The following is a 19,771-nucleotide window of genomic DNA, read 5'->3' as shown; positions in this document are numbered from 1 at the left end:
GGCCCCGACTGCGCCGGGTGAACGGCAGCAACGAATTCCGGAACGTCGAGCTGACGCCTCAAGCAAGGCGCCAGCATGGCCGCGACATTGCGCGGCGGGTCGCAGCCTCTTCGGCTGCTGACGCGGCCTATTCGGCCGCGTCGGGAAGTTCGAGCGAGGGCAGCTCGACGGAGTTGGCCAAATCGACGTCGAGGCCGAGCGAGCGCATTTCCTTGACGAGAACGTTGAAGCTCTCGGGGATGCCCGACTCGAACGCATCGTCGCCGCGGACGATCGACTCGTACACCTTGGTGCGTCCGGCGACGTCGTCAGACTTCACCGTCAGCATTTCCTGCAGAGTGTACGCCGCGCCATAGGCCTCGAGCGCCCAGACCTCCATCTCGCCGAAGCGCTGTCCGCCGAACTGCGCCTTACCACCGAGCGGCTGCTGGGTGACCAGCGAGTACGGGCCGATCGAACGGGCGTGGATCTTGTCGTCCACCAGATGGTGCAGCTTCAGCATGTAGATGTAGCCGACCGTCACCTGACGGTCGAAGGGCTCGCCGGTACGACCATCGTACAGCGTGGACTGGCCAGAGCCCTTAAGCCCCGCCTTCTCCAGCATGTGCACGATGTCGGCTTCCACCGCGCCGTCGAAGACCGGCGTCGCGATCGAAACGCCACGCTTCATCTGCTTGGCAAGGGTCAGAACCGACGCGTCGTCGTAGTTCTTCACCTTCTCGTTGCGGTCGTTATCGCCGAGGAGTTCGGCGATCTCGTCGCGCAGCGGCTTCACGTCGAGCGACTGCTGGTAGACCTCCAGCATCTCCCCGATCTTCTTGCCCATGCCCGCGCAGGCCCAGCCAAGATGCGTCTCGAGGATCTGTCCGACGTTCATGCGCGAGGGCACGCCCAGCGGGTTCAGCACGATGTCGACATGCGTGCCGTCCTCGTTGAACGGCATGTCCTCGACCGCGAGGATGCGGGAGACCACACCCTTGTTGCCGTGGCGGCCGGCCATCTTGTCGCCCGGCTGGATCTTGCGCTTGACGGCGACGAAGACCTTGACCTGCTTCATGACGCCGGGCGGCAGTTCGTCGCCGCGCTGCACCTTCTCGACCTTGTCCATGAAGCGCCCTTCGAGGGTCTTCTTGGACTCGTCGTACTGGCCGCGCAGCGCCTCGAGCTCGCCCTGGATCCGCTCGTCCTCGACGGCGAACATCCACCACTGCGAGCGGGGATATTCGCGCATCAGGTCCGGGTTGACCGTGGCGCCCTTCTTAAAGCCCTTCGGGCCGGCGACGGCGACGACGCCGTCGAGCATGTCGATCAGACGGCCGTAGACGTTACGGTCGAGGATCGCCTGCTCGTCGTCGCGGTCCTTGGCGAGACGCTCGATCTCCTCGCGCTCGATCGCCATGGCGCGCTCGTCCTTCTCGACGCCATGACGGTTGAACACGCGCACTTCCACGACGGTGCCGTAGGTGCCGGGCGGCATGCGGTTCGAGGTATCGCGGACGTCCGACGCCTTCTCGCCGAAGATGGCGCGCAGAAGCTTTTCTTCCGGCGTCATCGGGCTTTCGCCCTTGGGCGTGATCTTGCCGACGAGGATGTCACCGGGCGCGACTTCCGCACCGATGTAGACGATGCCCGCTTCGTCGAGGTTCTTCAGAGCCTCTTCCGACACGTTCGGAATGTCGCGGGTGATTTCCTCAGGACCGAGCTTGGTATCGCGCGCCATGACCTCGAACTCCTCGATGTGGATCGAGGTGAAGACGTCGTCGGCGACGATGCGCTCGGAGAGGAGGATGGAGTCCTCGTAGTTGTAGCCGTTCCACGGCATGAACGCGACGAGCACGTTCCGGCCGAGGGCGAGATCGCCGAGATCAGTGGACGGGCCATCCGCGATGATGTCGCCCTTCTGAACCCGGTCACCCACGGAGACCAGCGGACGCTGGTTGATGCAGGTGTTCTGGTTCGAACGCTGGAACTTCATCAGGCGGTAGATGTCGACGCCGGTCTTGCCGAGTTCGAGATCTTCCGTCGCGCGGATAACGACGCGTGTCGCATCCACCTGGTCGACGATGCCGGTCCGGCGGGCACCGATCGCGGCGCCCGAGTCACGGGCCACGATCGGCTCCATGCCGGTGCCGACGAACGGCGCTTCGGCCCGTACCAGCGGCACGGCCTGACGCTGCATGTTCGAGCCCATGAGGGCGCGGTTCGCATCGTCGTTCTCGAGGAACGGGATGAGCGCGGCCGCGACCGAGACCAGCTGCTTCGGCGAAACGTCCATCAGGTCGACGCTGTCGCGCGGCGTCATGAAGACGTCGCCCGAGTGGCGGCAGACCACGAACTCGTCGGCAAAGCGCATGTCGTCGGTCAGCGCCGCATTCGCTTGGGCGACGTGGTGCTTGGCCTCTTCCATGGCCGACAGATAGACCACCTCGTGGGTGACGATCTTGTCGATGACCTTGCGGTACGGGCTCTCGATGAAGCCGTACTTGTTGACGCGCGCAAACGTCGCCAGCGAGTTGATCAGACCGATGTTCGGGCCTTCCGGCGTCTCGATCGGGCAGATGCGGCCGTAATGCGTCGGGTGCACGTCGCGCACTTCGAAGCCGGCACGCTCGCGGGTCAGACCACCGGGTCCAAGTGCCGAAAGACGGCGCTTGTGGGTGATTTCCGACAGCGGGTTGGTCTGATCCATGAACTGCGAGAGCTGCGACGACCCGAAGAACTCGCGCACGGCCGCAGCCGCAGGCTTCGCGTTGATCAGGTCCTGCGGCATGACCGTGTCGATCTCGACCGAGGACATGCGCTCCTTGATGGCGCGCTCCATGCGGAGCAAGCCTACGCGGTACTGGTTCTCCATCAGCTCGCCGACCGAGCGAACCCGGCGGTTGCCGAGGTTGTCGATGTCGTCGATCTCGCCCTTGCCGTCGCGCAGGTTCACCAGCGTCTTGATGACGGCGAGAATGTCCTCCTTGCGCAGCACGCGCACGGTGTCCTCGGCGTCGACGTCGAGACGCATGTTCATCTTGACGCGGCCGACGGCGGAGAGGTCGTAGCGCTCCTTGTCGAAGAACAGCGAGTTGAACATGGCTTCCGCCGTGTCCATGGTCGGCGGCTCGCCCGGACGCATGACGCGGTAGATGTCGAACAGCGCGTCCTGACGGCCCTCGTTCTTGTCGATGGCCAGCGTCGAGCGGATGTAGGCGCCGACGGTGACGTGATCGATGTCGAGGACGGCGATCTCTTCATGGCCGCCGTCGATGAGGATCTTGAGGCTCTTCTCGTCGATCTCGTCGCCGGCCTCGAGATAAACCTCGCCCGTCTGGTAGTTGACGATGTCTTCGGCGAGGTAGTTGCCCCAGAGCTCCTCCTCGGTGGCACGCAGGGCGACAACGCCCTTTTCCTTCATCTGGCGGGCTTGGCGCGCCGTGACCTTCTTGCCGGCCTCGACCAGCACTTCACCGGTATCGGCGTCGACCATGTCGGTGACGGCCTTCTGGCCGCGCACGCGCTCAACCGAGAACGGCACGCGCCAGCCCTCCTTGTCCTTCTCGAACTTGATGATGTCGTAGAAGGTCGAGAGGATCTCCTCGCCGTCCATGCCCAGCGCCATCAACAGCGACGAGACAGGGATCTTGCGACGGCGGTCGATGCGCGCGAAGACGACGTCCTTGGCATCGAACTCGATGTCGAGCCAGGAGCCGCGGTACGGGATGATGCGGGCGGCAAACAGCAGCTTGCCCGAGGAATGGCTCTTGCCCTTGTCGTGGTCGAAGAACACGCCCGGCGAACGGTGCATCTGCGAGACGATGACGCGCTCGGTGCCGTTGACGATGAAGGTGCCGTTGGAGGTCATCAGGGGCATGTCGCCCATGTAGACGTCCTGCTCCTTGATGTCCTTGATCGACTTGGACTGGGTGTCCGGGTCAATATCGAACACGATCAGGCGCAGCGTCACCTTGAGGGGCGCCGCAAACGTCATGTCGCGCTGACGGCATTCGTCGACGTCGAACTTCGGCGCTTCGAACTCGTACTTGACGAATTCGAGCATCGACTGGCCGGAGAAGTCGGAAATCGGGAACACGGACTTGAAGACGGCCTGCAGGCCCTCGTCGGGCCGCCCGCCTTCCGGCTCGTCCACCAGCAGGAACTGATCGTAGGAGGCCTTCTGGACCTCGATCAGGTTCGGCATTTCGGCGACCTCGGGGATGGACCCGAAGAACTTGCGCACACGCCTGCGACCGCTGAACGTTGTCGTCTGAGACATTGTCGCTCCTTCATCTCGACTGCGCCCTTGACCAAAGGGCTGAACACCACTGTCCCTCTCCTCGAAAGAGGGACGCCCCGAAGAGCCCACCGCGAACGGGCCTCGGAGCATCGACTTGCATTCGGGCACCCTCTTTCAAGGAAAGGGACTGCCAGCCCGAGTCTCCACACGACCCCTGGTCGTCGGGAGACCCGCACCCGGGCGTCGCGCCCGCGTCACATCTTCCTGCGAAGCTCCGGTATCCGTTCAACTCGGATAACCGTCCGACGCAGTCCGCTCAGCAGGCCAGACAGAGGGCCGACACTGCGGGAGCGCGGAAAGCGGAACGGCAAAAATGCCGTCCCGCCTCCCATTTTTCTTGGGTAAACGCCGGGGCCTCGCCCCCGCGATTACTTGACTTCGACCGTTGCACCAGCCTTCTCGAGCTGGTCCTTGATCTTGGCGGCTTCTTCCTTGTTGACGCCTTCCTTGACCGGCTTCGGCGCACCGTCGACCAGGTCCTTGGCTTCCTTCAGGCCGAGCGAGGTGATCGCGCGGACTTCCTTGATGACGTTGATCTTCTGCGCGCCGGCAGAGGTCAGGATCACGTCGAACTCGGTCTTCTCTTCGACTGCCTCGGCAGCCGCACCACCACCACCGGCAGCCGCGACGGCGACCGGTGCTGCGGCGGAGACGCCCCACTTTTCTTCAAGCAGCTTCGACAGTTCGGCCGCCTCGAGGACGGTCAGGGTCGACAGCTCTTCAACGATCTTTGCCAGATCAGCCATGTGATATTCCTTTCAGGTTCGAACAATTTGAATGCAGCGAGGAACCGTGCCTCAGGCCGCTTCGTCCTTCTTGGCATATGCCGCGAACACGCGAGCCAGCTGCGAAGCTGGCGCGGCGACGACGGATGCGATGCGGGTTGCTGGCGTTTGAAGCATGCCGAGCAATTTGCCGCGCAGTTCGTCGAGCGACGGAAGCGTGGCAAGTGCCCGCACTCCGTCCGCATCGAGGGTGGTCTTACCCATCGAGCCGCCGAGGATGACGAGCTTGTCGTTCCCCTTGGCGTAATCGTTGGCGACCTTCGGCGCCGCGATCGGATCGCTAGAATAAGCGATCAGTGTCTGGCCTTCGAAAAGTCCAGCGATCGGTTCGGCGTCGGTGCCTTGAAGAGCGATCTTGGCAAGACGGTTCTTCGCGACTTTGACGGTGGCTCCCTGTGCGCGCATCTTCGAACGAAGATCGTTCATCTGCGCGACGGTGAGACCGACATAGCGAGCCACCACGACAGCACCCGAGGCCTTAAAGGTCTCGTGAAGCTCCGTGACGAACTCGAGCTTTTCCGCTCTTTCCACTGCCTCTCTCCAGTTAAGCGACCGTTCAACGTGAACAGCCGCCGGTTGCCTTAAGCCACCCGGACCACCCGGGCGACGCTCGAGGATCCTGTCCCCTTGGCAACCGCAAATTCCGAGGAACAACGGCAGGCGCAAGGCATTCAGAGGTTCGAACCAAAAGTCCAGGCAGCGCCTGGGAAATCGGAACATTCCCCGTCTAATGCAGGCTTTCGACGATTAAGAACCGCGGCCAAGGCCTTGGTATCGCCTGCACTCTTGGACAGGTCGGAGGAGCCTTTCAGCTCTTCCGGAGATCTTGCGACCTCCATGCACCGGGACAGAATCCCGGAACGCATCTACGGGCGACGGATCAGATCCGCCGCCCGAATTCAAATGACATGGCCGTGAGGCCCGTCGAACGGCTTAAGCCTGAAGGCTCGCCAGCTCGACCTTGACGCCTGGGCCCATGGTCGAGGTGACCGAGATGCGCTGGACGTAGTTGCCCTTGGCACCCGAGGGCTTGGCGCGGGTCACCGCATCCGCGAAAGCGCGGATGTTCTCGGCGAGCGCGTCGAGCTCGAACGAAGCCTTGCCGACGCCGGCATGCACGATGCCGGCCTTCTCGACGCGGAACTCGACGGCACCGCCCTTGGACGCCTTGACGGCGGCGGCGACATCCGGGGTCACCGTGCCAACGCGCGGGTTCGGCATCAGGCCGCGGGGGCCGAGGACCTTACCGAGGCGGCCGACGAGGCCCATCATGTCCGGGGTCGCAATGGCGCGATCGAAGTCGATGTTGCCGGCCTGAACCTGCTCGACGAGATCTTCCGCACCGACGATGTCGGCACCAGCGGCGCGGGCTTCTTCAGCCTTGTCGCCACGGGCGAACACGGCGACGCGGACGGTACGGCCCGTGCCGTTCGGCAGGTTGACGACGCCGCGGACCATCTGGTCGGCATGGCGGGGGTCGACGCCGAGGTTCATCGCGATCTCGATGGTCTCGTCGAACTTGGCGGTGGCCCGCTCCTTCAGCATCTTCAGCGCCTCGGTGAGGCCGTAGAGCTTCTCGCGGTCGATGCCGTCACGTGCGTTGACGATACGCTTTCCAGCTTTTGCCATGGTCTCAGCCCACCACTTCCAGGCCCATGGAACGGGCCGAACCTTCGATCATCAGCATGGCTGCGTCGATGTCGTTCGCATTGAGGTCCTTGAGCTTCGCCTCGGCGATCTCCTTGACCTGTGCGCGCGTCACCGAACCGGCATTGACCTTGCCCGGCTCCTTGGAACCAGCGGTCAGTCCAGCGGCCTTCTTCAGGAAGAAGGAGACCGGCGCGGTCTTCATCACGAACGTGAACGACTTGTCGACGTAATAGGTGATGACGACGGGGACGGGCGAGCCCTTCTCCATTTCCTGCGTCTGGGCGTTGAACGCCTTGCAGAATTCCATGATGTTGATGCCGCGCTGACCGAGCGCCGGGCCGATCGGCGGGGACGGGGTCGCCGAAGCTGCCTTGACCTGCAGTTTCAGCTGGCCTGCAATCTTCTTAGCCATTCGTTTCTGCCTTTGTTGTTACGCCGCCCCACCCCGGAGGATGGCAGCGGCATGGGCCGCCGGAGCGACACGTTTGCAGTTGCGCGGTACGGACATGTCGTCGGCTTAAAACGACAGGTCCTCCCGCACGCTTTGGAGTGGCTTGCGCCAGGGGCCGAAGCCCCGCTCCTTCGGTCAGACCTTTTCGACCTGACTGAATTCAAGATCGACCGGCGTCGCACGGCCGAAGATCGAAACCTCGACCTTGAGGCGGGCGCGCTCCTGGTCGACTTCCTGGACCGTGCCGTTGAACGAAGCAAACGGGCCGTCGGACACGCGGATCTGTTCGCCGATCTCGAACGATACCGTCGGCTTTGGCCGCTCGACGCCGTCCTGCACCTGGCTGAGGATCTGGTTGGCCTCGCTCTCGGAGATCGCCACCGGACGGTTGTCGGGACCAAGGAAGCCCGTCACCTTCGGGGTGTTCTTGATCATCGAGAACACTTCGTCGGTCAGTTCGGCCTTCACCAGCACGTAGCCGGGGAAGAACTTCCGCTCGGCATCGACCTTGCGACCACGGCGGACTTCGACGACCTTCTCGGTCGGCACCAGGATCTTCTCGAACTTTTCGGACAGACCCTTCTGGCGCGCCTGTTCCTCGATCGATTCAGCGACCTTCTTCTCAAAATTCGAATAGGCCTGAACGATATACCAACGAGCCGTCATGAAATTACAAAGTCTCCGCGGTTCAGATGCTGGCGCCCTGGATCACGCTCATCGCATATCCGAACACGAAATCAGCCAAGAAGAAAAAGATCGACGCGAAGGCGACCATCACCAGCACCATCGCCGTGGAAATCATCGTCTCGCGACGCGACGGCCAAGTCACCTTGGACGTCTCGGTCTGGACCTGCTTGATGAAGGTCACGGGATTGGTCTTAGAAGCCATTGAGTGCTCACGGCTATAGGCGCGTAGAGCCTGATCATCAGCCTCACGCGCCAAAAGGATGTAGATGTTGGCTCTACATAGCCGCGGGCCGGGTGATTCACAAGCCCTCATGCAAGTCAAATGCCGATTGGCAAACGGCAGCCAATTTAGCCTTCGGACAGACTGCCACCGCCTGGAAGCCAGCTGACTCACTGCCAGAATGGCGAGCCTGAAGCCATACTGATGCGCTGTTCATCCCCTAGCGCAAATGACCAAGATCGCCGTGTCGCTGGTCGCTCTCGACGCCGAGCCGAAAGCGGACGTGGGAAGGAGACGGTCCACCGTCCCTTCCACCCTCCTGTCAAATGGTACTTGCCAAGCGCGATTGTAACTTTATAACATTTATCAACAGCCCGGCGGTTCTGGTCGGGGAGACCTCTGCTGCAGCAGATCGTCCGTCTGCTGCCACGGGTCGCCGCAACCCGGTCGCCTGAAGCGACCCGCACATAATGAGGTCGCCGCAGGCGGCCCTTGAGAGACTGGTCATGACATCATCACCGGATACGGAGGCGGCCCCGCGGCGCCCTCGCCCATCGGCCTTGCAGCGCTCGGCATTGCAGCGGCTGGCGCTCGTCTCCTTGCCGCTCCTCTTTCTCTGGTGCGCCGTCGCCCTGGCGCTGGATCTTTGGCGGTGAGCGCGGCCACGCCCATCGTCAGGCTCGACGACCTGACGCTCGCCTACCGCCGCCAGCCGGCGGTGCACCATGTCTCCGGCAGCTTTGCCGGTGGATCGCTCACCGCCGTGGTCGGGCCCAACGGGGCCGGCAAGTCGACCTTGTTGAAGGGTATCATGGGCTTGCTGCCGATCTCTCAGGGATCGGTTCATCTTGGTAGCGTCGCCCGGCGCGATATTGCCTACCTGCCGCAGGCCAATGAACTCGACCGCTCCTTTCCCCTCGACGTCGCCGACCTCGTCTCGCTCGGCGCCTGGCGCGATGCCGGCATCTTCGGCGGCATACGCGGCCGGACCCGCGACCGGATCACTGAGGCGATCGATGCCGTCGGCCTGTCCGGCTTCGAGCATCGCAGCATCGGCACCCTGTCGGGCGGCCAGCTGCAACGGGCGCTGTTCGCCCGCGTCCTGGTGCAGGATGCGCGCCTGCTGCTGCTCGACGAGCCGTTCAACGCCATCGACACCCGCACCGTCCTCGACCTCATGGCCATCGTTCGCCGCTGGCACGGCGAGCAGAGAACGGTGATCGCCGTCCTGCACGACATGGATCTCGTCCGAGAGCATTTCCCCGAGACCTTGCTGATCGCCCGCGAGCTCGTGGGCTGGGGGCCGACGGCTGAGATCCTGCAGCCCGACCGCCTGAAGACGGCGCGGCAGATCAGCGAGACATGGTCGGAAGATCCCGGCTTCACGGCGCGGAGCGCGGCATGAACCTCTACGCGACCCTGATCCATCCCTTCGTCGAGTACGGCTTCATGCGAAGGGCGCTCGTCGGCTGCCTGGCGCTGGCGCTGGGCGCCTGCCCGCTCGGCGTTCTTCTGGTGCTGCGCCGGATGAGCCTGGTCGGCGACGCGATGAGCCATGCGATCCTGCCGGGCGCTGCGGTCGGCTTCCTGATCGCCGGCTTCTCCGTCTACGCCATGACCATCGGCGGCATGATCACCGGCCTTGCCGTGGCAGTGCTGGCCGGCCTCGTCTCGCGGTTCACGCCCTTGCGCGAGGATGCAAGCTTTGCCGCCTTCTACCTCTCTTCGCTCGGGCTCGGCGTGCTGCTGGTCTCCGTGCACGGCTCGAACATCGACCTCCTGCACGTGCTGTTCGGCACGGTGCTGGCGCTGAACGATCCGGCGGTCCTGCTGATGGCAGGGATCACCACGGTGACGATGGTCGTGCTCGCGCTGTTTTACCGCCCGCTGATCGCCGAATGCCTCGACCCCGGCTTCCTGCGCTCGGTCGGTGGTGGGGGCGGCGCCGTGCACATGCTGTTCGTCACGCTAGTGGTGCTGAACCTCGTCGGCGGCTTCCAGGCGCTGGGAACGCTGATGGTGGTCGGTATCATGATGCTGCCGGCGGCGGCCTCCCGCTTCTGGGCCGAGAGCGTCCCCGGGCAGATGCTCGCGGCAGCCATCGTCGGGCTCGCGGCATCCTTCGTCGGACTTCTCGTCTCCTACCACAACGATCTGCCGGCCTCCCCGGCGATCATATTGTCGGCGAGCGTTGTCTACGCCGTCTCGGTGCTGTTCGGCCGCTTCGACAGTGTCCTGGCACGCACCCTCCACCGCCCGCACTTCCACTCTTGAAAGGCAGCGTCAATGCGCATCCGTAACCTCTTGCTTTCCCTCGCCTTCGGTGCTTCGGCGCTGGCCCTTGGCGGCACCGCCTCGGCCGCCGACAAGGTCAAGGTTGTCGCCTCTTTCTCGATCCTCGGCGACATGGTCAGTGAAATCGGTGGCGACCACGTGGAGCTGACGACCCTCGTCGGGCCGGATGGCGACGCGCACGTCTATGAGCCGACCCCGTCGGACGTGCGGGCGGTCTCCGCGGCGCAGTTGCTCGTCGTCAACGGTCTGCAGTTCGAGGGCTGGATGACCCGGCTGGGCGATACCGCCGGCTTCAAGGGCACCGAGATCGTTGCGACGACCGGGCTGAAGCCGATCCCCTTCACCCGGGAGGAGCAAGAGGAAGACCATGCCGCGGAAGTGCCGGGCAAAGCCGGCGAAGACCATCACCACCACATCAACGACCCGCACGCCTGGCAGGACCTGTCGAACGGTGTCGTCTACGCCGAGAACATCGTAAAAGGCCTGTCGGCCGCCGATCCCAACAATGCCGCCGACTACCGCGCCAAGGGCGATACGTTCATCGCGGCGATCAAGGAGATGGACGCGACGGTCAAGGCGGAACTCGCCACCGTGCCGAAGGCATACCGCAAGGCCGTCACCTCGCACGATGCCTTCGGCTATTTCGCCCGGGCCTACGATGTGAACTTTATCGCGCCGGAGGGCGTCTCGACGGAGTCGGAGGCTTCCGCCTCGGACGTCGCCAAGATTATCGACCAGATCAAGAGCGAGGGCATCCGGGCCGTCTTCATCGAGAACGTCAGCGATCCCCGCCTGATCGACCGGATCGCCAGCGAGACGAAGGCAAAGATCGGCGGCACGCTCTACTCCGACGCGCTGTCGGGCCCCGATGGCCCCGCGTCGACCTATCTCAAGATGTTTCAGAACAATGTCGACCAGATCGTCAAGGCGCTGAAGACCAGCTGATACTGGACAAGCGGGGCGGCTCCGGGCCGCCCCGCTTGTCGCTGCCATGCTCAAACCACCTCCTTCACATTCGCGAGGGTAGTCGTCAGATAATTTTTAGAATCAAACAGATAAAAAGTATTTTGAATGTTTTGCTACAAGTCAGCAGGCTGAACGTCCGACGTCACTCCCACTCGAGTTCGGCATACGCGCCAGTCGCATTGCGCCGGTTGTATTCCTCGAAAAGCTGCCATTTCCCAGCCTCAGACTGTCCCGCTGTCTCCAGCGCCGCAGTCAACGACAGGCCATCCGCGATCGACCGTCGAAGGTCGCGGGCGAGCACGCCAAGGTATCGCTCGGTATCGACCGACGCTGCGCGCCAAGGCGCATCGACCGGGCCATGCCCGGGTACGAGCCTTGCCGCGTTGATGGCATTGAGGCCGCCGAGAACATCGAGCCAGCCGATTAGACTTCCGTCGAAGGTCGGGCAATGCTCGAGAAACACGAGATCGCCAGCAAACAGCGTTCCGCTGGCCTCGTCGAGAACGGTCAGGTCGTTGTCGGTGTGCGCCGTCCGCCAGGCTCTCAGCTGCAGCGTCCGCCCCCCGAGATCGAGCGCCACCGTCTCGTCGACCGCAAGCGTCGGCGGGACAATGGCCACCTCCGCCATCAACGCTGCGCCCATGAGTTCGACATTCGAAGCGAGATAGGAGTCCCGCCGCGCCGCCAGCGCGGCCGCCAGGTTATGGTGGCCGACGAAGACCGCGTCGCCGCCGAGGAAAGCGGCATTGCCGAAGACGTGGTCGGGATGCATGTGGGTGTTGACGACGTAGCGGATCGGAAGACGGGTGACTGCCCGCACGGCCTCCAGAAGCTGGCGCCCCTCCCGCACGCTGCCGCCGCTGTCGATCACCGCGACGCTGTCGCGCCCGACGATGAACCCGATATTGGCGATTGCGCCGTCATTGGCTTCCCGCATCAGATCGATGGCGCCGTGGTGGACATAGACGCCAGCCGCAATCTCGCGCATCGGCAAAGGCCTGACGGGTTCCGAAGGCGCGGTATCTGCCAGCGCAACGCCGGGGAGCCATGGCAGAACCAGCGCCGGCAGTGCCAGACAGCCGAAACGGCGTCGCGTCAGACGACGGCCCAGCGGATTAACAGACGCGGCGTCGCTATCGAATTCCTGGCACATGGCGATCCTCCCCGGACACTTCGGCCCGTTTGTGAGATCAAGATGGCGCCGGTCCGCTCGCCTGTCACCGGGCAACCACCAAGAATTGCTCACGTAATCCAGTGGAGGCCATTGCGGGCGTGACGATGAGTGCTGTGCCGGATACGAAAAAGGGCGGCTGGAAAACCAGGCCGCCCTCTTCCTCAACGCGAAGGTTGGCTGCGGTCAGCCAGCGACGTCGGCGAGGCTTTCGCGTGCGGCGCGGACCACCGCCTCGGTCGTGATGCCGAACTTCTCGTAGACGTCACCGATCTTGCCCGAAGCACCGAAACTGTGCATGCCGACGAAACGGCCGTGGAAGCCGATATAGCGGCCCCAGCCAAGCTCCACCGCGGCCTCGACCGCAACCCGCGCATGGGTCTTGCCCATCACCGACTTCTTGTAGGCGGCATCCTGCTCTTCGAACAGGAGGTGGCACGGCATCGAGACGACGGCGGTCGGGATGCCCTCCTTCTGCAGGATCTCGCGCGCCTTGACTGCCAGCTGCAGCTCGGAGCCGGTGCCGATCAGCGTCAGCTGGCGCTCGCCACCCTCGGCCTCGCAGAGGACGTAAGCACCGCGCGCCGAGCGGTTTTCCGTGCCCTCCTCGCGCCGCAGCAGCGGCATGGGCTGGCGCGACAGCGCGATCAGCGCGGCGCGACGGGGCGCATCGAGGATCAGCTCCCAGCACTCGGCGGTCTCGACCGGGTCACCCGGACGGTAGACCGCGAGCTGCGGAATGGCCCGCAAAGCCGCCAGATGCTCGACCGGCTGGTGCGTCGGACCGTCTTCGCCAAGACCGATCGAATCGTGCGTCATGACGAAGATCGTGCGAATCTGCATCAGCGCGGCGAGCCGGATCGACGGGCGGCAATAGTCGGAGAAGCACAGGAAGGTGCCGCCATAGGGAATCAGGCCACCATGCAGGGCGATGCCGTTCATCGCCGCCGCCATGCCGTGCTCGCGCACGCCATAGTGCATGTAGGTGCCGTTGAAGTCGTCGGCACGGATCTCGACCATGCCCTTCGCCTTGGTATTGTTCGACGGCGTAAGGTCGGCTGATCCACCGAGCAGTTCCGGCAGGACCGCGGCCAGATGGTCGAGCACGATGCCGCTTGCCTGCCGCGTCGCGAGGTCCTTCTCGCCGGCGCGAAACTCAGTCTTCGCGGCCGCGATGGCGTTCTTCCAATCCGCCGGCAGTTCGCCGTCGTTCCGGCGCTCGAACTCCTGCCGCAGCCCATCCGGCAGCGCCTTCACCCGGTCGGCCCAGGCCGCCCGCGCGGTACGGCCCTTGGCGCCGATCTCCCGCCAGGCGCTGAGGAGATGATCAGGAATGACGAAAGGCGGCGAATCCCAGCCGAGGAGCTTGCGGGCACCGGCGATCTCTTCCTCACCGGGGGCGTCGCTGTGCGCCTTCTGAGTGCCGGCCTTGGTCGGGAAGCCGAAGCCGATGATGGTCTTGCAGGCGATCATCGACGGCTTGTCGGTGACCGCGCGCGCCGCGGTGATCGCGTCCCGGATGGCGTCGGTATCGTGCCCGTCGATCTCCTGGACATGCCAACCTGACGCGCGGAATCGCTCGATCTCGTTATCGGAAACCGCAAGGCTCGTCGCGCCGTCAATGGAGATCGAATTGTCGTCCCAGAAGGCGATGAGCTTGCCAAGCTTGAAATGGCCCGCCATGGAGATCGCCTCCTGGCTCAGGCCCTCCATCAAGCAGCCATCGCCCATGAAGACATAGGTCCAGTGATCGCAGATGTCGTCGCCGAACTTGGCATTCAGGATGCGCTCGGCCAATCCGAAGCCGACCGAGTTGGCGAGGCCCTGGCCTAGCGGACCGGTCGTCGTCTCGATGCCGTCGGCATGCTTGTATTCGGGATGGCCGGCGGTCTTGCTGCCGACCTGCCGGAAGCGCTTCAGCTCCTCCAGCGTCATGTCCTTCGAGCCCGTCAGGTACAGCAGGCTGTAGAGCAGCATCGAACCGTGGCCGTTCGACAGAAGGAAGCGGTCGCGGTCGAACCAATGCGGATCGGCCGCATCGAACTGCATGAAATCCTTGTAGAGGACGGTCGCAATGTCGGCCATGCCCATCGGCGCGCCGGGATGGCCGCTCTTGGCCTGCTGCACCGCGTCCATCGACAGGAAACGGATGCAGTCGGCGAGATCGCGCAGGTGCTGGTCGCGCGGCGCGGGAACGGCTTTCGGGACGGCGGGGGAGAGTGCGTCAGCCATTGGGGAAACTCCTTCTTGGCGAAATCATCCAAAACGGATGGGTATGGCAGGGCCGTGGCGGTCCATAGAAACCCCGCCCCGGTCGCGCCCGACGGCGCTGCCCGGTGGTGCGCGCATTCCGGCGCATTGTCGAGTGGCCATCGAAGCTGGTCATGCCGCCCGGCTTGCTGCGGCAGCCTGCACGGGATGCCGGGGACAGTCCCAAACCGGCAACGCTGCCGGTCAGCGCGGCCGGATCACCGAGGAGCGGCGCAAGAAAGGCAGCTTGATCCGCTCGCGCGCCCAGGTCAGCAGGCCGGCCACGATGATAAGCCCGATGCCGAGGAAAGACATGGCGTCCACCGGCTGATGGAAGACGAGATAGCTGAACATCAGTGCCCAGATCATCTGGCTGTATTGCGGGACGGCGATCTGGCTGGCCGGAGCATATTGCACCGCGAGCATGATCAGCACCTGCCCGAGAGCCATCAGCAGGCCGTAGACCAGGAGATAGGCAATCTGGAGGAGGTCCGGGTTCATCCAAGACGGCAGCATCAGGATGCCGTTCAGCACCAGCGCGCCGAGAAGACCGGCGCCGAAGAGGGAAATGCGCTTCTCCTCCGGCCCGGCCATCCGAAAGGTGACGACCGAGCCGGCACCGGAAAACGCTCCGACGAGTGCTGCGGCATGGCCGATGCCGAGCTCACGAAAACCGGGGCGCAACACCACGAGGACACCGACGAAGCCGATCAGCACCGCCGACCAGCGCCAGCCGCCAACCTTCTCCTTCAGGAAGACGATCGAGAGCAGCGTCACGATAATCGGCATCAGGAAGATCACCGAAAACGCTTCCGGCATCGAGAGATGCGTGAAAGCCATGACGCTGGAGGTCGCCGAGACCGCCGTCAGCAAAGCGCGGGCGGTCCAGAGCGGGCGACGCGTCGAACGGAAGATGTCGGTCAGACGCTCATTCGGCCGCCGGATGAAGGGCAACGTCAGCATGCTGAGAAGCGCGCCGGTGAAGGCGACCTGAAAGGCATCGAGACTGCCGTCGATGAACTTGACCGAGGCATCGCTGATCGCGAATGCGATGTAGGCGAGAAATGCCAGGAAAACGCCGTTCTGCACCTGTCCACCCCGACGCGACCCGGCGAACCGGTCCGGTCGCTGCTCTGCTCTCGCCCGTGCTCTGCCGCATCGCGCGGCGTTTGTCACCGGGCATCAGCGGCAAATTGCCGGGAAACCGCAGACGCGAGTGCCGGGCATCGCCAAAAGGCGAGCGTACCAGGTTCAGCGAAATATGCGGGTGATCAAAATGTCCTGGCAGGGGCAGCCGGGCTCGAACCGACGACCTGCGGTTTTGGAGACCGCCGCTCTACCAACTGAGCTATGCCCCTTTAGAATGATCCCCGATTAGTCGCTGGCCGTTGGCTTGGCAAGCCCTTTCGGTCGGATCTCCACATGATTCATGGCGCTTCTCAGCCGCCGCGCTGGACCGGTCCCTAGCGCCAGAAGGTCAGCAGCTTGCGGCCAAGGCGGCTGAAGCGGGTCAGCGACCAGAGCTTGTCGACGAAACGGTTGGTATGCTCGAGCCGCTCGGCGAGGACTTCGGCGTGCACGGCGAGCAACGCCGACAGATCGGCGCCGGGAAACTGGGCTTGCAGGGCGGTCACGGCATCAGGACCCGCGCGCGGGGTGCCCTCGATCTCGAGGGAGCCGAGGCGGGTGGCGAGGCGCAAGGCCGTCTGCTCGAACGCCCAGTCGTGAATGTCGAACACTTTCCAGTTCTCCGACCGCAGGGCATTGAAACCGCAGAGAACGACGCGGGCGTCCGGCAGCATGGCGCTGATCCAGACCGCCATGGCGTAGCCGCTGCTCGGAATCTTGCCGCCGGTATAGCGATCGGCAAAATAGCCGGTCAGATCCAGCGGGACCACCGGGCAGCCCTCGTGTTCGCTAAGGCTGGCCGATGCCTCGGTCTCGGCGACCACGAGGTTGAGGATCCCCTTCAGCCGCCCCGGTGCGAAACAGGCCGCGACCGGGCCGAGGCGGTTGCGCCGGATGACGCTCGGCCCCTCGCGGCCGCTGCGCAGCACCAGAAGCGCATCCCGGTCGAACCGTTCGGCGACCACACGGCGTGCGTCGTTGAAGAAGACGAACAGCGTTGCGCTCGGCCAGCGCGCGCCGAGATCGACGGCCAGCGCCTCCTCGCTGTTGGCCACCAGGACGATCGTCTCGTAGGTCGACAAGAGCGAGCGCCAGAACTCGGTGCCGGTGTCATCTGCCACTGCGGATATCCATGCTGAATGATCGGTCGAGCCGGGCGGGTGCGCAAAGGGTGCGCTGCCGGCAGATAACGTTGCGGCGACGTCGCCACAAGAAGCACCGAATGTCGAGGGCATCCCGCGCGCGCCTTGCCCGGCGGCGCTTCGGCGTTGCCACGGATGGACGCATATGTCACGAGCGGGTCGACGATAAACGAGGCCCCCGTGCCATGCAGTATCCCGTGAAACACCCCGACGACTGGCGCCAGATCGGCAAGCCCGGCCTGTTCGAGCGGTTGCAGCTGCCCTTCCGCAACCGGCGTTTCCGCCAGCGGGCCAAGAGCCGCGACGGCATCGAGCTGACGCGGGTGCACCACGCCTCGGGCGATCTCGGGCGCTCCGATGTCGTGTTGATCTGCATCATGAAGAATGCCGAGAAGTACCTGCCCTCCTTCCTCGCGCACTACCGCCGGCTGGGGGTGAAACGCTTCGCCTTCGTCGACGATCGCTCGAGCGACGGCACGCGCCCTCTCCTCCTCGCCGCCGGGGGTGTCGATCTCTACGAATCGAATGTCGGTTTTAGCGATGCCGGCGGGGGGCTCGCCTGGCGGGACATGCTGGTCGATCTCTACGGCCGCGGCCGCTGGTACGTCTCGATCGACAGCGACGAGTACCTGATCTTTCCCGGCTGCGAGACGAGGCCGCTCTCCGCCTTCATCGCGGACCTCGAGCGGATCGGCGCCAAGCGCTCGCTGGCCTCGATGATCGACATCTATCCCGATGGGGCGCTGGGCGCCGCCCAACAGGCGGAGGCCGCCGAAGCCCTGCCGACGGCGATCTGCCCGCTCTATGACGGCGACGGCTACGGCATCGGCAACGACAAGTTCTGCACGGCCATCCGCGGCGGCCCGCGCCGCCGCCTGTTCGGCACCAACATGCGGCTGACCAAGTTCCCGGTGATCTTCGCCGACGACGCCACCCAATTCAACGGCGGCAGCCATCATGGCCCGCTGCCGATCGCGCGGAACTTCTCGCCCGTCCAGGCCGTGCTACTGCACTACAAATTCTCTCCGGGCGCCGTCGAGGAATTCACCGAGATCGCGGCACGCGGCACCCACTACAACGGGGCCAGCTACTACAAGTCGATCGTCGGCCATGCCGGATTTAACGCCGAGGCCGACTTCCGCTATGCCGGGTCGCTGCGTTTCGAGGGGTCCGAGGCCATGCTGCGACAGGGCTTCATGCAGGACATCCGGAACTAACGGTCGGGCACCCCTTCCGTCAGGCGTGATCACAGCATCGTCGCCGATGTCACAGCGCATCACTTTGTCAGCCAACGCCAAGGCTTTGGTTGAGTGAGCCGCCAATCTTTTGTAACGATCACGCGGAGAAGTATTTCCCGAAAGGAAGAGTCATGTCAGCTTTGGTCGCCGATTGGGGTGCAGGGCAGGATTCGGAGCAGCATCCGCCCGTTCTGAAGCGGGACGGAACCCCGCTGAAGGTGCTCTACGCACTGGATAGCTTCCCGCAGTTGTCCGAATCTTACATCAATGCCGAGATCCAGCGCATGCAGGGCTGGGGCGTGCACATCGAGGTTTGGTCGCGCGGCGAGCCGAAGTCTCAGGCGCAGTGCGACGTCCTCGTCCACCGCGGAACGCTGCTCGAGACCATCGAGCGCGTGAAGCCGGACGTCGTCCACACGCACTGGACCCAGACCGCGCTGAAGTACAAGGATGCCGCCAAGCGCATGGGCATCCCACTGACGGCGCGCGGCCACTGGCACTTCGTGCCGAAGCAGATCGCCCGCGTCGAGCGCGAGCCGACGATCGAGCGGCTCTACATGTTCCCGCACCTCGCGAACAAATGGGGCTCGGCGACCAGCAAGATCCTGCCAATGGTCTCCTGCTTCCATCCGGAGTGGCTCGCGCCGCAGGTCGAGAAGAACCGCAAGATGATCGTGCGGACGGCCGCCTGCAAGCAGCCGAAGGACCTTGCCACCTTCATCCGCATCGCCAGCCGCCTGCCGGAATACCGTGCGGTGCTGATCCTCTGCAGCCTCGGGCCGAACGATCACTACCGCGAGCTCGAGCAGATCAACCGCGATCTCGGCAGCCCGGTCGAGATGGTGCACGACATCACCTATGAGGAAGTCGCCGCCTATCTCAGCGAAGCCGGCATCTACGTCCACACCTACGACCCGACCGTCTCCTTCGGCATGCCCGTGTCGATCGCCGAGGCCATGGCGGCCGGCTGTACTGTCGTCGCCCGCAATGTCGAGGGCGCCGACGAGTACATCGGCGAGGCCGGCCGGCTCTATGCGTCCGAGGACGAGGCGGTGGCGCTGATCAGGGCCTGCGAAGGCTGGAGCGACGCGGAATGGGCGAAGGCGGACGAGATCTCGCGCGAGCGCGCCTTCCGCCTGTTCGACGACCGCAAGGTTCTTCTGCCGCTGCTGGAGACCTGGAAGCAGATCGCCGGCGAGCAGGCGGAGGCCGCCAACAGCAATGTGTCGCTGCTGACGAAATTTCGTCGCTGGTCGGGCATCGGCTACCGCCGGATCTGATCCCGCCTAAAACGCTGTGCCGACCTATAGCGGTACGGCATTCCGGCGTTTACATTCGCTGCCTTGAAAGGCCCGGAGATCGTTTCGATTTCCGGGCCTCTTCTATTCCGGCAGACCAGTCAACGCATCCCTGCCTATTGCTGCGGGGCGCCGTCGCTGCCCTTGAGAACAGGCATAAAAAAAGCAGGCCCTTTCGGGCCTGCTTTTCATTTGCAGACGTTCGACG

Annotated in this window: 17 protein-coding genes and 1 tRNA gene; 6 read left to right on the top strand and 12 right to left on the bottom strand. The window is 64.2% G+C overall.

Annotated elements, in window-relative coordinates; all coding sequences use genetic code 11:
• Window positions 1–127: 127 nt before the first annotated feature.
• The 7 genes from rpoB to secE all read right to left on the bottom strand — a co-directional run bounded on the left by rpoB (window position 128) and on the right by secE (window position 8,057).
• On the bottom strand, window positions 128–4,261 hold the full coding sequence (rpoB, locus tag ACZLZQ_RS24080; RefSeq protein WP_472937526.1) for a DNA-directed RNA polymerase subunit beta: 4,134 nt from the start codon (window positions 4,259–4,261) through the stop codon (window positions 128–130).
• Between the two features lie 389 nt (window positions 4,262–4,650).
• Window positions 4,651–5,028: a 50S ribosomal protein L7/L12 gene (gene rplL / locus ACZLZQ_RS24075; RefSeq protein ID WP_472933183.1), complete on the bottom strand. Its 378-nt coding sequence runs from the start codon at window positions 5,026–5,028 to the stop codon at window positions 4,651–4,653.
• A gap of 51 nt (window positions 5,029–5,079) precedes the next feature.
• Complete coding sequence (gene rplJ, locus ACZLZQ_RS24070) at window positions 5,080–5,598, bottom strand: 50S ribosomal protein L10 (RefSeq protein WP_472933181.1); 519 nt, start codon at window positions 5,596–5,598, stop codon at window positions 5,080–5,082.
• A 402-nt stretch (window positions 5,599–6,000) separates the two neighbouring features.
• Window positions 6,001–6,696, bottom strand: a complete 696-nt coding sequence (gene rplA / locus ACZLZQ_RS24065; RefSeq protein WP_472937524.1) for a 50S ribosomal protein L1 — start codon at window positions 6,694–6,696, stop codon at window positions 6,001–6,003.
• A gap of 4 nt (window positions 6,697–6,700) precedes the next feature.
• Entirely contained in the window at window positions 6,701–7,129 is a 429-nt protein-coding gene (rplK, locus tag ACZLZQ_RS24060; RefSeq protein WP_472933178.1) for a 50S ribosomal protein L11, read from the bottom strand.
• 174 nt (window positions 7,130–7,303) lie between these two features.
• Complete coding sequence (nusG, locus tag ACZLZQ_RS24055; protein ID WP_472933176.1) at window positions 7,304–7,834, bottom strand: transcription termination/antitermination protein NusG; 531 nt, start codon at window positions 7,832–7,834, stop codon at window positions 7,304–7,306.
• A gap of 22 nt (window positions 7,835–7,856) precedes the next feature.
• Complete coding sequence (gene secE, locus ACZLZQ_RS24050) at window positions 7,857–8,057, bottom strand: preprotein translocase subunit SecE (protein WP_472933174.1); 201 nt, start codon at window positions 8,055–8,057, stop codon at window positions 7,857–7,859.
• A 524-nt stretch (window positions 8,058–8,581) separates the two neighbouring features.
• On the opposite strand from secE, the gene ACZLZQ_RS24045 reads away from it, so the two are divergent.
• The 4 genes from ACZLZQ_RS24045 to ACZLZQ_RS24030 are packed head-to-tail and all read left to right on the top strand — an operon-like array spanning window position 8,582 to window position 11,315.
• Window positions 8,582–8,731 carry a hypothetical protein gene (locus ACZLZQ_RS24045; protein WP_472951829.1) on the top strand — a complete coding sequence of 50 codons (150 nt, stop codon included), beginning with the start codon at window positions 8,582–8,584 and terminating at the stop codon, window positions 8,729–8,731.
• Window positions 8,728–9,480 carry a metal ABC transporter ATP-binding protein gene (locus ACZLZQ_RS24040; RefSeq protein WP_472951828.1) on the top strand — a complete coding sequence of 251 codons (753 nt, stop codon included), beginning with the start codon at window positions 8,728–8,730 and terminating at the stop codon, window positions 9,478–9,480. The genes ACZLZQ_RS24045 and ACZLZQ_RS24040 overlap by 4 nt, the downstream gene beginning before the upstream one ends.
• On the top strand, window positions 9,477–10,349 hold the full coding sequence (locus ACZLZQ_RS24035; RefSeq protein WP_472933168.1) for a metal ABC transporter permease: 873 nt from the start codon (window positions 9,477–9,479) through the stop codon (window positions 10,347–10,349). Before ACZLZQ_RS24040 ends, ACZLZQ_RS24035 begins: the two co-directional genes overlap by 4 nt.
• A 12-nt stretch (window positions 10,350–10,361) precedes the next feature.
• Window positions 10,362–11,315 (top strand): metal ABC transporter substrate-binding protein, encoded by a 954-nt coding sequence (locus ACZLZQ_RS24030; protein WP_472951826.1) that lies wholly within the window; start codon window positions 10,362–10,364, stop codon window positions 11,313–11,315.
• Between the two features lie 163 nt (window positions 11,316–11,478).
• Here ACZLZQ_RS24030 and ACZLZQ_RS24025 read toward each other — a convergent pair whose 3' ends face one another.
• The 5 genes from ACZLZQ_RS24025 to ACZLZQ_RS24005 all read right to left on the bottom strand — a co-directional run bounded on the left by ACZLZQ_RS24025 (window position 11,479) and on the right by ACZLZQ_RS24005 (window position 17,006).
• Window positions 11,479–12,411, bottom strand: coding sequence for a quinoprotein relay system zinc metallohydrolase 2 (locus tag ACZLZQ_RS24025; RefSeq protein ID WP_472951832.1), 933 nt, complete (start codon window positions 12,409–12,411; stop codon window positions 11,479–11,481).
• Window positions 12,412–12,693: 282 nt separating this feature from the next.
• Window positions 12,694–14,739: a transketolase gene (gene tkt / locus ACZLZQ_RS24020; protein WP_472951824.1), complete on the bottom strand. Its 2,046-nt coding sequence runs from the start codon at window positions 14,737–14,739 to the stop codon at window positions 12,694–12,696.
• Window positions 14,740–14,961: 222 nt separating this feature from the next.
• Window positions 14,962–15,846 carry a DMT family transporter gene (locus tag ACZLZQ_RS24015; RefSeq protein ID WP_472951822.1) on the bottom strand — a complete coding sequence of 295 codons (885 nt, stop codon included), beginning with the start codon at window positions 15,844–15,846 and terminating at the stop codon, window positions 14,962–14,964.
• Between the two features lie 193 nt (window positions 15,847–16,039).
• Window positions 16,040–16,115 (bottom strand) — tRNA-Trp (locus ACZLZQ_RS24010).
• A 105-nt stretch (window positions 16,116–16,220) separates the two neighbouring features.
• Window positions 16,221–17,006, bottom strand: coding sequence for a 3-deoxy-manno-octulosonate cytidylyltransferase (locus ACZLZQ_RS24005; protein WP_472951820.1), 786 nt, complete (start codon window positions 17,004–17,006; stop codon window positions 16,221–16,223).
• Between the two features lie 206 nt (window positions 17,007–17,212).
• Between ACZLZQ_RS24005 and ACZLZQ_RS24000 the strand changes: the two genes are divergently transcribed.
• Window positions 17,213–18,244 carry a glycosyltransferase family 2 protein gene (locus ACZLZQ_RS24000; RefSeq protein ID WP_472951819.1) on the top strand — a complete coding sequence of 344 codons (1,032 nt, stop codon included), beginning with the start codon at window positions 17,213–17,215 and terminating at the stop codon, window positions 18,242–18,244.
• Window positions 18,245–18,396: 152 nt separating this feature from the next.
• Entirely contained in the window at window positions 18,397–19,545 is a 1,149-nt protein-coding gene (locus ACZLZQ_RS23995; RefSeq protein WP_472951818.1) for a glycosyltransferase, read from the top strand.
• Window positions 19,546–19,771: the final 226 nt, after the last annotated feature.

It is taken from the genome of Mesocryomonas lacus (genome assembly GCF_055730105.2).
This window is presented reverse-complemented; position numbering and strand designations above follow the sequence as displayed.

Coding starts and splice junctions, on each gene's coding strand:
- ACZLZQ_RS24030 (WP_472951826.1), top strand. CDS start 10,362: ATGCGCATCCGTAACCTCTTGCTTTCCCTCGCCTTCGGTGCTTCGGCG.
- tkt (WP_472951824.1), bottom strand. CDS start 14,739: ATGGCTGACGCACTCTCCCCCGCCGTCCCGAAAGCCGTTCCCGCGCCG.
- ACZLZQ_RS23995 (WP_472951818.1), top strand. CDS start 18,397: ATGTCAGCTTTGGTCGCCGATTGGGGTGCAGGGCAGGATTCGGAGCAG.
- secE (WP_472933174.1), bottom strand. CDS start 8,057: ATGGCTTCTAAGACCAATCCCGTGACCTTCATCAAGCAGGTCCAGACC.
- rplK (WP_472933178.1), bottom strand. CDS start 7,129: ATGGCTAAGAAGATTGCAGGCCAGCTGAAACTGCAGGTCAAGGCAGCT.
- rplA (WP_472937524.1), bottom strand. CDS start 6,696: ATGGCAAAAGCTGGAAAGCGTATCGTCAACGCACGTGACGGCATCGAC.
- ACZLZQ_RS24000 (WP_472951819.1), top strand. CDS start 17,213: ATGCAGTATCCCGTGAAACACCCCGACGACTGGCGCCAGATCGGCAAG.
- nusG (WP_472933176.1), bottom strand. CDS start 7,834: ATGACGGCTCGTTGGTATATCGTTCAGGCCTATTCGAATTTTGAGAAG.
- rplL (WP_472933183.1), bottom strand. CDS start 5,028: ATGGCTGATCTGGCAAAGATCGTTGAAGAGCTGTCGACCCTGACCGTC.
- ACZLZQ_RS24035 (WP_472933168.1), top strand. CDS start 9,477: ATGAACCTCTACGCGACCCTGATCCATCCCTTCGTCGAGTACGGCTTC.
- ACZLZQ_RS24045 (WP_472951829.1), top strand. CDS start 8,582: ATGACATCATCACCGGATACGGAGGCGGCCCCGCGGCGCCCTCGCCCA.
- rpoB (WP_472937526.1), bottom strand. CDS start 4,261: ATGTCTCAGACGACAACGTTCAGCGGTCGCAGGCGTGTGCGCAAGTTC.